This is a genomic window from Corynebacterium glyciniphilum AJ 3170 (genome assembly GCF_000626675.1).
GTDB lineage: Bacteria > Actinomycetota > Actinomycetes > Mycobacteriales > Mycobacteriaceae > Corynebacterium > Corynebacterium glyciniphilum.
On the sequence record NZ_CP006842.1, the window covers coordinates 3,219,046 to 3,232,420 of the forward strand.

The 13,375-nt window shown below is 64.1% G+C and carries 13 protein-coding genes; 6 read left to right on the plus strand and 7 right to left on the minus strand.

The genetic code is table 11. From position 1 onward, the window contains the following. Both CGLY_RS15010 and CGLY_RS15015 read right to left on the minus strand, forming a co-directional pair. Positions 1-1,041, minus strand: a complete 1,041-nt coding sequence (locus CGLY_RS15010) for an ABC transporter substrate-binding protein (protein ID WP_038550425.1) — start codon at positions 1,039-1,041, stop codon at positions 1-3. A gap of 3 nt (positions 1,042-1,044) precedes the next feature. After that, positions 1,045-1,854: an ABC transporter ATP-binding protein gene (locus tag CGLY_RS15015; protein WP_052540360.1), complete on the minus strand. Its 810-nt coding sequence runs from the start codon at positions 1,852-1,854 to the stop codon at positions 1,045-1,047. Between the two features lie 111 nt (positions 1,855-1,965). On the opposite strand from CGLY_RS15015, the gene CGLY_RS15020 reads away from it, so the two are divergent. Together CGLY_RS15020 and CGLY_RS15025 are read left to right on the plus strand one after the other, a co-directional pair. Further along, complete coding sequence (locus CGLY_RS15020; RefSeq protein WP_052540361.1) at positions 1,966-2,880, plus strand: LysR family transcriptional regulator; 915 nt, start codon at positions 1,966-1,968, stop codon at positions 2,878-2,880. 158 nt (positions 2,881-3,038) lie between these two features. Then, positions 3,039-4,448: an ATP-binding protein gene (locus CGLY_RS15025; RefSeq protein WP_038550426.1), complete on the plus strand. Its 1,410-nt coding sequence runs from the start codon at positions 3,039-3,041 to the stop codon at positions 4,446-4,448. Positions 4,449-4,543: 95 nt separating this feature from the next. Here the strand turns inward: CGLY_RS15025 and CGLY_RS15030 are convergent, their stop codons facing one another. Then, on the minus strand, positions 4,544-5,677 hold the full coding sequence (locus CGLY_RS15030; RefSeq protein ID WP_038550428.1) for an acyltransferase family protein: 1,134 nt from the start codon (positions 5,675-5,677) through the stop codon (positions 4,544-4,546). Between the two features lie 170 nt (positions 5,678-5,847). Here CGLY_RS15030 and CGLY_RS15035 point away from each other — a divergent pair, with 170 nt between their 5' ends. Then, a complete protein-coding gene (locus tag CGLY_RS15035) occupies positions 5,848-7,101 on the plus strand; it encodes a DUF3068 domain-containing protein (protein ID WP_038550429.1) in 1,254 nt (417 codons plus the stop codon). A 129-nt stretch (positions 7,102-7,230) separates the two neighbouring features. Continuing rightward, entirely contained in the window at positions 7,231-8,856 is a 1,626-nt protein-coding gene (locus CGLY_RS15040) for a hypothetical protein (protein ID WP_038550430.1), read from the plus strand. 9 nt (positions 8,857-8,865) lie between these two features. Here CGLY_RS15040 and CGLY_RS15045 read toward each other — a convergent pair whose 3' ends face one another. Genes CGLY_RS15045 through CGLY_RS15055 form a run of 3 tightly spaced genes read right to left on the minus strand, consistent with a single transcriptional unit; the run spans position 8,866 to position 10,834 of the window. Next, entirely contained in the window at positions 8,866-9,747 is an 882-nt protein-coding gene (locus CGLY_RS15045; RefSeq protein ID WP_038550432.1) for a hypothetical protein, read from the minus strand. Then, a complete protein-coding gene (locus CGLY_RS15050) occupies positions 9,744-10,457 on the minus strand; it encodes an ABC transporter ATP-binding protein (protein WP_038550434.1) in 714 nt (237 codons plus the stop codon). The genes CGLY_RS15045 and CGLY_RS15050 overlap by 4 nt, the downstream gene beginning before the upstream one ends. Further along, complete coding sequence (locus CGLY_RS15055; protein WP_038550436.1) at positions 10,454-10,834, minus strand: GntR family transcriptional regulator; 381 nt, start codon at positions 10,832-10,834, stop codon at positions 10,454-10,456. The genes CGLY_RS15050 and CGLY_RS15055 overlap by 4 nt, the downstream gene beginning before the upstream one ends. 374 nt (positions 10,835-11,208) lie before the next feature. On the opposite strand from CGLY_RS15055, the gene CGLY_RS15060 reads away from it, so the two are divergent. Both CGLY_RS15060 and CGLY_RS15065 read left to right on the plus strand, forming a co-directional pair. After that, the gene (locus CGLY_RS15060; protein ID WP_038550437.1) at positions 11,209-11,766 is read left to right on the plus strand and encodes a manganese efflux pump MntP; all 558 of its coding nucleotides are present in this window, start codon (positions 11,209-11,211) and stop codon (positions 11,764-11,766) included. 36 nt (positions 11,767-11,802) lie between these two features. Continuing rightward, on the plus strand, positions 11,803-12,255 hold the full coding sequence (locus CGLY_RS15065) for a hypothetical protein (RefSeq protein ID WP_038550439.1): 453 nt from the start codon (positions 11,803-11,805) through the stop codon (positions 12,253-12,255). Here CGLY_RS15065 and CGLY_RS15070 read toward each other — a convergent pair. Next, the gene (locus CGLY_RS15070) at positions 12,245-13,354 is read right to left on the minus strand and encodes a glycosyltransferase family 4 protein (protein ID WP_038550441.1); all 1,110 of its coding nucleotides are present in this window, start codon (positions 13,352-13,354) and stop codon (positions 12,245-12,247) included. The two genes, CGLY_RS15065 and CGLY_RS15070, sit on opposite strands and share 11 nt — an antisense overlap. Between the last annotated feature and the right edge of the window lie 21 nt (positions 13,355-13,375).

Here is a 13,375-nt window from a genome sequence, read left to right on the forward strand (position 1 = left end):
TCATGAGTTGTCCCCGTTCTTGCCGAGGTCCGTCGCGGTTCTCCCCGTGACGTCCTCAAGGAGTGAGTAGTCGAGGTGCTCGGTCAGTGCAGTGGTGTCATCATCGTCGATGATTCCGAGTCTGGTGAGAACGGGAGGAACTCCGTCGATTTCATCCTCGGGCATCTCCAGGATCGGGACAATGTACTCCTCTTCCAGCGCGGTACCGATTCCCGTGCCGGAGCTTCCCGTGATGTTCTGGTACTCGCGCTCCCAGGTCTCCGGATCGTCCGCCAGCGTTTCGAGTCGTTTGCTGAAGGCCCGCATCACCTCGACCGCTTCGTCCCGGTTGTTTTCCAGGAACGCGTCGTTGGCGAGAATTCCGCTGGCGACGCTGAATGATCCGTCGTAGAGGCTGTCCTGGATGTCCGGGACGATGTGACCGTAGCCTGCTTCCTCCGCTTCCCCGGACAGCGGTGGGAACGTGACGATGCCATCGACATCACCGCGTTGCAGCGCGAGATTCAGATCCGGGAAGGACTGCATGTTCATGTACTGGGTGTCCCGGTCAATGTCCATGCCGCGGGTCTCCATCGCGGCAGCCAGGTTGATGTACTGGGTCGACCCGCGGACGGAGCCGATGCGTTTACCTCTCAGATCGTCCCAGGACTCAATGCTGCTCCCATCTCTAGCGAGGAACACCGAGCCATTGGAGCTGATACCTGAGACGAAGGAGACACGCGGATTCCCCGACGTCAGCAATGACGCGAGGTTGTTGTACCCCACCGGGGCCATATCCACGGATCCGTTGGCCAGGGCTGTCAAGGCATCGTTCGAGCTCTTGAACGGAGTGAGTTCGACATTGGTGCCGTCGTCGAGTTCCTCGTCGAGGGTCGCCCACGGGACCCAGGTTGCGGCCGAGACCCAGCCGATCCTCACCCTGTTCTCGTCGGCCGTGCCGGATTTCGCCGCGTAGGTACGACCTGCCACGACAACCGCCGCCAACAGAATGAGCGCCACGACAAGTCGGAAGACCCAGTTTCTGGTCAGTGATGTACTCATGACTCAGCGTCCTTTCGACATTTCCTGCTCGATGAGTTCATCGGCACGATGGGTCTCGTGCCGCAGTTCCTCGAAGAGTTCCTGGCGGAGCCGGACATAATCCGGGTCTGTGATCAGTTCATGAGTCCGGGGTCGGGGAAGATCCACGCAGATCTCCTTACTGATCCGCCCTGGGCGCGGCGACATGACCAGGATCCGGTCGCTGAGAATCAGCGCTTCATCAATATCGTGGGTGACGAAGAGGACCGTCTTCCGGTCGCGCTCCCACAGCTCCAGGAGAAGCTCCTGCATAGTGATACGTGTCTGCGCGTCGAGGGCGCCGAAAGGCTCATCCATGAGCAGGATCGGTGGATCATTGACCAGAACGCGGGCCAGACCGACGCGTTGCCGCATGCCACCGGACAGTTCTTTGGGCAGATGCTTGTCGAACCCTGCGAGACCGACGTTCTCTAGGTACTGATCAACGTTCTTCTCGATGGCCTCGGATGACTCCGACTTCCGCATCTTCGGCCCGAACGCCACATTGGACCGGACAGTCATCCAGGGAAACAACGTGGCCTCTTGAAAGACGACTCCCCGTTCCGGTGATGGACCTTCCAGTGATTGGCCGTCGACCTCGACGTGGCCGCGGCTCGGGGTGGTGAATCCTGCGATCAGATTGAGCGCCGTCGACTTACCACAACCGCTCGGCCCCAACAGACAGACAAACTCTTGGTCTTCAACGGTCAGATCCAGGTTCGCCAGGGCATGTACTCGTTCCGATTCTGCTCCTGGCTTGGGAAATTCGACGTCAACAGCCTCCAGAGTGATCATCACGGTCCTCCTCAGTGTGGCAGTGTGTGGTGCGGATTACTTTGTAGGAGAAACAGTAACTCAGGTCATACTTGCTGTCTATTGCAATTAACTCCGATATAGTTGCTATTCATGGCATCAGATTTCACGTTCCACCAACTGCGCTCGTTCATTGCAGTGGCTGAGGAATCTAATTTCCGGCGCGCGGCCCTGCGACTTCGCGTCAGCCAGTCCCCCCTGACCAGGCAGGTTCAGTCGTTGGAGTCAGCTCTCGGCGTGCGGCTGTTCAACCGGGCGGGACGCGGAGTCGAACTCAGCGCCGCCGGTACTGCCTTCCTCGCCGAGGCCAAGGTCCTTCTCGAAGTCAATGACCGCGCCCGGCGGGTGGCGGCCGATGCCGCAGCCGGGAAAACCGGTTCCCTGTCCGTCGGCTACACCGAACCGGTGGCCTTCGACTTTCTTCCCCACGTCCTCCAACAGTTTCGGCAGGAGTTCCCGGAGGTCCAGCTCCAACTACGGGAGATGAACTCCTTCGAATCAGTCGACCACCTCGAACACCGCGGAGTGGACGTCGCCTACCTGCGCCCACCTGTGGAGTCACAGACTGTCGATCTGACGATGCTGCACCCCGATCCACTCATTGCCGCCCTGCCGAGCGGCCACCCCATGTCCGGGCGATCCACCATCGCACTCGCCGAGCTCGCCGACGAACGGTTCGTGACCTACTCCCAGGCTCTTGGTGGCGGCATCAGCGGATCTACAGCTCAGGCATGCGCTGCCGCGGGTTTCGCACCAAACTTCGTCGACTACGCGAGCAGCACCCCGATGCTCATGAGCCTGGTGGCCAGCCACATCGGAGTGGCCCTCGTGTCCCACCAGTTCTCCCTCATCCCCTACCTCGGCGTCGACTTCGTGAAGCTCTCAGATGTCCGAGCGGAGAGTTTCCTCGCCCTCGCTGCCCGCAATGACAGCAACAGCCCCGCTGCCGCAGCTCTCTGCGACATCTCCGTCAAAGTGTCAGAACTGCACTTCGGTCGCCACAACTGAAAGCCGCCACTAGCGCACAGCTCGACGCCATGCACCTTAAAACGGAAGCTACTTGATAGATCCGATGGCAAGTAGACATAGCAGTTGACCTGCGATTACGCTTCTACTTGATAGCTACTTGATAGATCTATCAAGTAGGTTGCAGTAGCGTTGCCTTCATGACCCCACCAGTGTGGACCTGCAACACGGTCGTCAGCACCCCGGAAGACCAGTGGTTCGACCGCAAGAGCTTCCGGACCCAGGGCAAAGACCTGGCTAAGACCATCATCGCATTCGCGAATTCCGATGGCGGCACCGTCGCCCTCGGGATTCACAGCGGACAGCTTGAGGGCCTCCCCAGCGCCGACCAACTCAACCAGTTCCGTCAGGTCGGAGTAGAGCAGGTTAACCCGACAGTCCGTTACGACCTCTCGGTTCTCGACTGTCGGGACGAGGACGGAAACCCTGCCCAGGTCTGCCTGATCGACGTGCCAGCCAGTGAACAGGTCCATGAATCCGCGGGCGGAACCTGCTACCTTCGCGTCGGCGATCAGTCGATGAAGCTCAATTTCGATGACCAACTCGAGCTCCGTTACAGCAAAGGCGAGCGTCAGTTCGACTCGCAACCGGTCCGTGGAGCAGAAGACCTGGGCCTGGCCCCTCTCAACACCCAGAACGCGGAAGCCTACGCAGGCACCATTGGCGCGCGTGACGCCATCTCAGCCCTGAGGGGTCGTCATCTCCTGACCCGCCGGGACGAAGTGACCGTTGCAGCGGAACTCCTATTCGGCACTGATCCGCAGGAGTTCTTTCCCAACGCTCTTATCCGGGTTCTGCAGTACGAGGGGCCTCGACGAGAAACAGGTCGTCGACAGAACATCGTCGAGGACATCCGTATCGAGGGGACACTCCCATCGATGATCGAAGAAGCCGCCGCTACCGTCCGGCGGCTCTTCCCCCGACGTCGACGCCTCGACGACACCGGGACCTTCACATGGCAGGCGACGCTCCCCGAAGATGCCTGGCTCGAAGGCCTGGTAAATGCGGTACTGCACCGCTCCTACAGCCTGACCGGGGACCATATCCGGGTCGAGTTGTATCCCGATCGCATCGAAATCACCAGCCCCGGGAGGTTCCCAGGACTGGCTGATCCGCGGACACCGCTGACTATCGCTCGTTTCGCCCGCAATCCCCTGATCGCCCGCGTAGCGATCGATCTGGGAGTCGGCCAGGAACTGGGCGAGGGGATCCGCCGCATCTACGACGAGATGCGGGCCGGCGGATTCACCGACCCGGAATACCGGCAGACGAGCGGCACCGTGACTCTGATCCTCCGCGCCGAACATGCAGTGGATGCACGGACAATGGATCGGCTGCCCCGATATGCGGACGATGTCTTAGTCACGCTCCGGGAAGCCCGGGCTCCGTTGGGGACGGGCGAGATCGTCGACATCATGGACGTCAATCGTCCTGCCGTTCAGCGCGCCCTCAAAGCCCTCAGAGAGGAAGGACTCGTGACATGGAGCGGTCAGTCCCCTCGAGATCCTCGGGCTGTCTGGTCACTGCCAGACACAACACTCACGCCGTAGTGGCTGCTCTCATACAACCTACTTGATAGCTACTTGATAGATCCGATGACAAGTAGACATAGCAGTTGACCTGCGATTACGATTCTACTTGATAGCTACTTGATAGACCTATCAAGTAGACTGCCCCGCCACCACTGGTTCACCGCCCGGCGCGCAGGATCCTCCACCAATGCATAACTCAGGGCCGCGACCGGAATAGTCAGCGCCACCGTCGCCACCAACACGAGCACCGTCTCCCCCTGAAACAGTCCGACCCCCAGCAGCGGGAACACCAGCGACAACATCGCCATGTGCCACAGGAAGATCGAGTACGACCACCGGCCCAGGGCCTGCATCACCGCGGAGTCCAGCACCCGCGACACCGGTTGCACCGCCCACGGGCCAATCAAACTGGCGGCGAACACCATGCCGTAGAAATTACGCCGGGCGAACTCGCCGTCCCCCGCGGTGACCAAGCCTTCAGGGCCGTCCATAGCGGCAACGAACACCGCCAGCACCGCCAGCAGGATCCAGATCCACCGTCGTCCTGCCCACCGTCGGACGGTACGGGCCTTACGGCCGTGACCACGCGCCTCGGCGTCCGCCAGCCATCCCTCAAGTTCGGCTGCGAGCAGCCCCGCCCCGAACCAGGACAGAAACGCCCACGGCATGATGTGTGCGTTCACCGCCGCGTCATGCCACGCAATGAACGGCCACACATAACTCAGCGAGCACACCGCAAGGATCGCAGCTACCCTGACCCGGCGGCTACGCCGTCCCACTGCCAGCGCCAACAGCGGCATCAGCAGGTAGAAGAACATCTCCACGCACAGCGACCACAGGTGTGTCAGCCCTCCGACCAGACCGTCCGGCACGTAGTTCTGCAGCAGCAGCAGGTTCGCCACCGTGGCGACCGGTCCCGGCGCACCGCCCTCGGATGCCACGGGAAACAGCAACAGCACCACAACCACCGTCACCCAGTACGCCGGCATGATCCGTCCAAGGCGTTTCACATAGTAGGACGCCCACCCGGTGCCCGCAGCGTGACGCCTCCACAGCAGGAAACCGGACAGTGCGAAGAAGACCGGGACGAAGAAGTCCAGCCGTGCCATCATCCGGTTGACCAGTGCCCCGGTGTCGTTACCGGTCTGGAACGCGACATGGGCGACGATGATCCCCAGCGCGGCGACCGCGCGCATCCCCTCCAGGGCGGGGAGGAAAGTTTTCGGGGACCGGCTCGGCGTGCTCATCGTCGATCAGGATACCGTGGTGACGCTACTCTCCGAGCCTCTCACGGGTGAACGTCTCTCACCATTATTGTTTTTCGAGGCGCGTTCCTCCGCGGCATCGTAGTTTCAGCCGGTAAAGTAGCCGTGAATACTCCGCCCGCTGACGTTCACCAGGACAGGAACCAGGCCACATGAAGAAGGTCTTCTCCCACCTCGCCATCATTCTCGGCGCCGCACTGCTGGTCATTGCACTGGCATTGCCGATCTACGTCCTTCCCAAAGGCAAGGTCATCCCAAAGGACATCGAGTCGGCGACCGTCACCAAGGTCACGCCAGGGATCCTGACCGACGCCGGGGCGCTTGCCGCCGACGAGCCCGTCGCCGGCAAGGACTCACTGCCGGAGTGCCGGGGGGAGAACAAGGTGGTCAGCTGCTTCATTTGGCCGGAGACCGACATCCAGTCCCAACGGTTCGTCCGGGCCCAGGACCCCACCGACGATGACGAGGTCACCCTGGAGGCCGGTGGCACCGTCTACCGGGCTGACCTGCCCGAGCCGGAGAACCTGCTCTCCGCCGAGATCGACCGGGTGACCCTCGACCGCAAGACCGCCTTCCCCATCGATGAGCCAACCTCGTCGCTGAACATCACCGCCCCCGGCCCGGACGGCGGCAACGTCCAGGAGGACGTCCCGCAGTTCACCCGCACGGGACTGCAGTTCCAGTTCCCGTTCAACACCGAGAAGAAGGCCTACCCGTTCTTCGACCACCGTCTCATGGAGACCAACGACATCGATTTTGTCGACCAGGAGAAGATGGACGGTGAAACGGTCTACCGCTTCGAGCAGGAGATCGGGCCGTCGGAGATGTACCCCAACGTCGAGGCCATGCTCAAGGGCGATGGTGAGCTCAGCGCCGCCGACCGCCAGTCCCTCGGTTCCCTGAAGCTGGCGTTCCCGGCCGCGAAGTGGGGGCTCACACCCGACGAGGTCGACGGATGGGACCCGGAGGACGAGCCCGCAGCGACCAGCGAGGACGAGGAGGGGTCGGACGAAGACGCCGCAGACGCTGACCTGGGCCCTGAGGTCGAGATGAGCAGGTACTACACGGTCAACCGCGTCCTGCGCGTCCAGCCGGATACCGGCGTCATCGTCCACGGCGCCGAGGAAGTCTGGATGTTCTACGCCCGCGACGACGCGGAAGCAGAGGAGATGGCCAAGCCCGAGAACCGCGAGCGCGAGCTGGAGAACCCGACCCGCACCGCCCTGTACTACCCCGGTGAGTTCAACGACGAGACCCACGAGAACCAGATGACCCGGGCGAAGGATGGCCTGAAGTCCATGGACCTCATCGGCACGTACATCCCGTGGGGCGCCGGGATCATCGGCGTCATTCTGCTCATCATCGGTTTCCTGCTCTCCCGGTCCGCCGGTCGCCACCGCAACTGACACCGGCGGTGCCCGCCGGATGGGGACGGGCCTGTCACCGATTACGCCTCCGTCTCGCGGCGACCTGCGGTTTCACCGGCAGCGTCTCCCGGCGAGGCGTAATATCCTGCCCCCACCTACGATGAGACGATGACCACGCAGGACCAGAGACCGTCACCGCTGTCCACGGTGCGTCCGCAGCTCCTGCTCCACCTCTGGTGCGCCCTGCTGGCCTGCGTCGTCTTCTGGCCGTTCCTCTCCACCCTGATCAGCTACGCGACACCGGGTTCGGAGGCGGCGTCACTGATCCTCCGTGACATGGTCGTCCCCCACTCCATGGCGTTGAATGACCTGGCCACGGGGCACGACGGACTGCCCCGTGCCGTCCCGCAGGACACGGTGCTGGCCTGGCTGTCGCCGGTGGTGCCGCCGCCGGTGACGGTCAGCGTCCTCATGCTGGTGGGAGGTTACGTCGGCGCGCTCGGCGCGGCAGCCATCGCCCGGCAGGTCGGCAGTGGCCGCGGTGTCAGCGCCGCAGCCGTCATCGCCGCGGCAGTCACTCTGTGGAATCCGTACGTCGCCGAGCGGTTGCTACAGGGGCACTGGTCAGTCGTCCTCGCCGGGGTGCTGCTACCCGCTGTCGCCCTGAGCGCAATGCGCCGCTCCCCCGCGGCAGTGGTGTCTCTGGTCGCCCTCACTGCGGTCTGCGCGCTCACCCCGACCGGTCTGATCCTCGCCACCGTGACCGCTGCGGTGGCCGCCCTCGTCGGCAGCGCGCCTGTGCGACGGGTGCTCACCGTCGTCGGCCTCGGGATCGTCCTGTCGCTCCCCTGGGTCATCCCGACACTGCTCAACGCCGGTGCCGACGCAACACGGACCGATGCTGCCGGCGCGGCGCTGTTCGCTGCCGGGGCGGAACCGGGGGTCGGCACGCTGGGGGCGTTGGCCGGGCTCGGCGGGATCTGGAATGCCGAGGCGGTCCCCGGCTCTCGCGAGGCGCTGGCTCCGGTGACCACCGGCGCCGGGGTGATTCTGGCGCTTGCAGCGGTGGTGACTGCCGTCCTGCTGTCGCGTCGCCGTCAGCTGCGGGGCGGCCCCCTGATCTGGCTGGCCCTGGCGGCCGTCGTCGTCCCCACCCTGATGTCCACTGGGCCGGGGCTTGCCGTGACCGGTTGGCTCCTTGAGTATGTGCCGGGTGCCGGACTGGTCCGCGACTCCCAGAAGTTCGTGGTGCTCGCCTTACCCGGCCTGATCGTCGTGCTCAGCCAGGGCATTGTCCGGCTCTCGCGGGGACGGCAGGTCGGGGCCGCAGCCACGGTGCTCGTCCTGGTCTGGGCATCCGTCCCCGCCCTACCGCGGGATATCTCCGAGGTGGCGCCGGTGCAGCTCGACAGCGCCTACGATGAACTCGCTGACCAGGTCGCTATCTGGCAGAACGATCACGGGACGACGGCCCGGATCCTGTTGTGGCCTCCCGGCAACTACCGGATGATCGGGGACCGTCCCGCCCTGGATCCGGCGCTCAAGATGCTGCCCGGACGGCCCCTCGACCCCGGGTACCTCATCGTCGACGACGCCCTGGTCGACGGGAATCCAGACACGGTCACCGCGCTCAATGAGCTGGCGTCGGGAGAGGACACCCTGGCCGTTCGGGGCATCGATCTGGTCATCGTCGAGGACGGCGGCCTCGACACCCGTGGCGTGGCCGATGTCCTGAAGGATCGCAACGAGATCTGGTCGTCCGGGCGGTGGAGCCTCTACGCCGTCGACAGGTAAAAGGGGCGGCTACTCCAGCTCCACCTTGCGGTTCCACGAGTACACGGTCCGCCACAGGCAGAGCACTACGAGGATGATCATCGGGGGGATGAAGCCCAGGGGCATCATCGACTCGTAGGGAGACGTCACACCCGGCTCGCGGCTGATTTCATCCAGGAAGCTGTAGCCGCCCAGCGTCCAGCCTGTGGAGTCGCCGGTGACACCCACCGGGATCGCGAACAGTCCGACCAGCGCCACCACCTGGCTGACCATACCGAGCAGGAAGAACACCAGCACCGGTCCGCCGGCACCCAGGGTCTGCAGCCACCGCTCCTTACCCAGGGAAATGGAGAAGTAATACTGGACGGGCGCCACCAGGGTGGCCAGGTAGCCGCCCACCAGCACGCTGATCATCAGCCACGCCGGCACGCTGGAGTCCCCCAGCGCGGCGCGGAGCTCGCGGAACATGTCACCGAGGCCGGTGACCTGCTCGTTCCCGGCGGCGAATCCCGCCCAGAGCACGCAGCCGAGAATCAGGGTCACCACCAGGCTCACTGTGGTCACGATCACGGCCCAGAGCATCTTCACGGTGAAGATCCGGCCGCCCTTCACCGGGATGGTCTGCGTGAGGTAGCCGGAGGCACCGTAGCTGGAACGCCAGTAGTCGACGGCCAGCACAATCTGCATGACCGGGGTGAACCCCATGACCACCATGATTCCGACGCCGGCGGCGAGGGTGCTGAAAACCGTCCAGTCAACGGCGATCAGCGCGGCGCAGAACAGGATCGCCAGCGCAGCCAGGCCGGTGACGATCGCGAGCATGCTGCGGGTGCGCAACCACTCGTAGCGGAAAAGGGTGCGGGTCGGCGTCGTCGCGGTCGTTGCGGTCGTTGCGGTCGTCGCGGTGTTCATCGGTACTCCTCCCGGAAGATGCCGTCCAGGCTGGTGCCGTGGTGTGCGCGCAGGTCATCGGCACTGCCTTGGAGCATCACCTGGCCGTAGCGCATCATCACCACCGCGTCGAGCATCGGCTCGAGATCATGGACGAGATGAGTGGAAATCAGCAGCAGCGAGTCCTCCGAGAGGTTCGCCATGATGCTCCTGAGTATTGAGTCCCGGGCGGACGGGTCCACCCCGGAGATCGGTTCGTCGAGCAGATAGACCGGTGTCCGGCGGGACATGGCGATCGCCACCTGCACCTTCTCCCGCATCCCTTTGGAGAGCTGTTTGATGCGGAGGTTCTCGTCGATCCCGAAGTCGTTGATCATCGAGCGGGCTTTGTCGATGTCGAAGTCGGCGAAGAAGTCGCTCCACATCGTCAGGCAGAAACTGACCTTGTGGGACGGGATGAGAAATCCGACGTCGGGCAGGAAGGACACGAGCGACTTGGACTCCGGTCCCGGAGCGTGACCGGCGATAGTCACCTCGCCGTCATACCCTGAAAGGACGCCGGCCAGGGTCTTGAGCAGTGTCGTCTTGCCGCAGCCGTTCTCGCCGAGCAGGCCGATGATCTGCCCGGGGCGCAGGTCGAGGTCGATCGTCGCCAGTGCTGTCCGGCTGCCGTAGTTCTTGCTGAGCCCACGGGTGTGGATCAGGCCCGTGGCGTATTGTGTGTCCGTCATTGCTCCTCCATCTCAGTGTCCGTTTCTCCCCACCTGGTCGTGACGAGGGCTTCAGCCTCGTTCCGGCTCAATGCCAGTCCGCGGACGCGCCGGACGAAATCGTCGACGGCGCCGCGTGCCAGGTTCTGTCGTTCCTCGTTGATCCGGTCGTCGTCCTCGGTGACGAACCGCCCGACCGTCCGCTCGGTGCGGCACAGCCCGGCGCGCTCCAGCTCACTCAGCGACCGTTGGACGGTGTTCGGGTTCACGCCCAGTTCGGCAGCGAGGTCGCGGACGCCGGGAAGGCGGGACCCTGGTTGCCAGTGACCGACCACGATGCGCCGTGAGAACTCCGCGAGCAGCTGACTCCAGATCGGGGACGAGTTGTCGAATTCCACGGCCACCTCCTCACTGCGTTTCCGCCTCTTGTTCTCCCAATGTATCTCTGTATTAGGTACCTAATACACTGACACGACGAAGTGCTGTTGTCAATACCCGCTCTCCCCGGAGTTACGCTGTTCGAACTCTGAAAAACGCGCTTTCGCACTCTCTGACCTGCTGCTACAGTCCCTATCCGACGCACGGTCCACGCCGTGCGTCACCCCATGAGAAGGGGAGTAGTTCCCGGCCTCACCCGCCGGAGTTGTGTCGACATACCGGCCGTCCCACACGGCCCGGCACCACACCTGCACAGCAACTGCGTGTAACAGGCGAACGAGACCTTCGGCCCAGCCCCCATGCCGGAACAGCCGAAGAAGAGGTCACCGACACCATGACAATCACCCAGCTCCTGCTCATCGCACTGGGCGTCTCCGCCGACGCCTTTGCCGTCTCCATCGTCCAGGGCACCACGATCCGCCAACACGTCATGCGCCGCATACTGCTGCTCTCCCTGGTCTTCGGCGCCTTTCAAGCCGTGATGCCGTTGCTCGGCTGGGCGCTGGGCTCGTCGGTCGCAGGCCTCGTCGAGAGCATCGACCACTGGATCGCCTTTGCCCTGCTCGCCGGGATCGGAACGAAGATGATCGTGGACAGCGTCACCGCCGGCCCGTCCGACACGACGGCCGCGGTGTTCACCGTCCGCTCCGTCCTCACCCTCGGCATCGCGACGAGCATCGACGCCCTCGCTGTGGGTATCGGCTTCGCCCTGGTGCCGATCAACATCCTCATTGCCGTGGGACTGATCGGAGTGACGACGTTCCTGGCGTCCCTGCTCGGCGGATGGCTCGGCCACCACGGGGGCCGGAAGCTCGGCACGCCCGCCACGATCATCGGCGGACTCGTCCTCATCGGCATCGGCGTGAGCATCCTGGTCGAGCATCTGGCGTAGACTGGTTTCCCCGTCGGCAGTACCGCAGGAGACGTCATGGATGAATACTGGGGAGACGTTGTTCCCTTTCAGAGACCCCCGGGACGCGAGCGCCGTCCGGGCGCATACGTCGTCGGTCTACTGACTGCCGTCGCCCTCTTCGGGATTGCCGCCGCCCTGTCGCAGCTCCTCCCCCGCAACACCGCCGACGACCTGTATCCGCTCATCAGCTCACTGGTGGCGGGCGGTATCCTGCTCATCCTCGTTGTCGGTGTCGCGGCAGCGAGTGTCCTGTGGCCGGACAAGATTCTCGCGCTGGTGACGGCGGTGTGCTTCATCATTGCCGCCGCCGCCTACCCCACGTCACGGGCAGAACAGAATCTTCCGGTCATCTTCTCGCTCGGCGTTCTCTATCCCCTCGGACGTGCGCTGGGTCTGGCATGCCTGCTCGTTCTCGTGTCCCGTGTTGCCCGGAGACTGTTCCGGGGTCGCCCGGCTGTCACTCCATGAGGCCGGTGAGCAGCTCTTCCCACGCCGCGCCGGTGCGCTGCCACGAGAACGTCCCCGCCCGCTCCTGTGCCGCTGCCCCCAGCGTCGCCAGGCGGGACGGATCCTCCAACAATTGGCCCAGCGTGTTGATCAGTCCCCCTTCCGAGTTGACCAGCACGCCGGTGACCCCGTCAACGACACTGTCGCGCAGGCCGGCCGACGAGCGGTAACCCAACGTGGGCACCCCGTGCAGCCCGGCCTCGATGACCGCGAGTCCCCAGCCTTCCTTCCTGCTGGGCAGGATGTGCAGGTCGGCACGCGCCAGGATGCGGTGCTTGATCTCCTCGGTGACATGACCGTGGAACACCACGTGTCCGGACACCCCGAGATCCTCGGCGTGCCGTCGTAACCGCTCGGACCACCACCCGTCACCGATGATGTCGAGGTAGGTCTCCGGATGCCGGGGAAGGACACTGGCCAGGGCATCCATGGCGTGCTCGATCTGCTTGTGCGGCACCAGACGCGAGAGGGTGACCAGATGGAACCGTCCTTCGTCCCGCGCGTCACCGGTCGTGACGGAGTCAGGGACATCGACACCGTTACGGATCACCGTGATCCGCCCACGATCCACTCCGAGGTCCACGAGCTCCTCCGCGCTCGGCTCCGACACCGTCACATAGGGCGTGCTCCGGTGAATCCACGGGGACAGACGCGACTCGATGAACCAGCCGATCCGCGACAGCACGGGTCCGGCGACCGGCCACTGTTCACGGTGGCAGTGGTGGGTCAGCAGGACGGCGCGCGCACCGCCACGTCCTGCCCCGACGATCATGCGCGCGAAGAACGGCACACCATTCTGCGTATCGACCACCACGTCCGGACGCTCGCTCCGCAGCATGTACCACCATGCCCGCGGGTACACCGTCAGAGCGCCACCTCCGCGACTGTAGTGGACCCCGTTACGCTGCTCCGACGGCGCCGACCCGGGGTAGCGGGCGGTGCGGAACGTCACCGTGTGCCCCTGCCGTGCCAGATACTCCGCGACACGCTCAAGATAGACCTCGCTACCACCGCCTTCGGGGTGGCCGGAATCGCGCCAGCACAGCAACAGAACCTTCATGACCGTTCTCACGATACAGGC

Bases quoted from the DNA above. Each gene is read 5' to 3' on its own strand.
- CGLY_RS15030 (WP_038550428.1), bottom strand. From the start codon at position 5,677: ATGAGCACGCCGAGCCGGTCCCCGAAAACTTTCCTCCCCGCCCTGGAG.
- CGLY_RS15020 (WP_052540361.1), top strand. From the start codon at position 1,966: ATGGCATCAGATTTCACGTTCCACCAACTGCGCTCGTTCATTGCAGTG.
- CGLY_RS15045 (WP_038550432.1), bottom strand. From the start codon at position 9,747: ATGAACACCGCGACGACCGCAACGACCGCAACGACCGCGACGACGCCG.
- CGLY_RS15025 (WP_038550426.1), top strand. From the start codon at position 3,039: ATGACCCCACCAGTGTGGACCTGCAACACGGTCGTCAGCACCCCGGAA.
- CGLY_RS15070 (WP_038550441.1), bottom strand. From the start codon at position 13,354: ATGAAGGTTCTGTTGCTGTGCTGGCGCGATTCCGGCCACCCCGAAGGC.
- CGLY_RS15065 (WP_038550439.1), top strand. From the start codon at position 11,803: ATGGATGAATACTGGGGAGACGTTGTTCCCTTTCAGAGACCCCCGGGA.
- CGLY_RS15050 (WP_038550434.1), bottom strand. From the start codon at position 10,457: ATGACGGACACACAATACGCCACGGGCCTGATCCACACCCGTGGGCTC.
- CGLY_RS15040 (WP_038550430.1), top strand. From the start codon at position 7,231: ATGACCACGCAGGACCAGAGACCGTCACCGCTGTCCACGGTGCGTCCG.
- CGLY_RS15010 (WP_038550425.1), bottom strand. From the start codon at position 1,041: ATGAGTACATCACTGACCAGAAACTGGGTCTTCCGACTTGTCGTGGCG.
- CGLY_RS15015 (WP_052540360.1), bottom strand. From the start codon at position 1,854: ATGATCACTCTGGAGGCTGTTGACGTCGAATTTCCCAAGCCAGGAGCA.
- CGLY_RS15060 (WP_038550437.1), top strand. From the start codon at position 11,209: ATGACAATCACCCAGCTCCTGCTCATCGCACTGGGCGTCTCCGCCGAC.
- CGLY_RS15035 (WP_038550429.1), top strand. From the start codon at position 5,848: ATGAAGAAGGTCTTCTCCCACCTCGCCATCATTCTCGGCGCCGCACTG.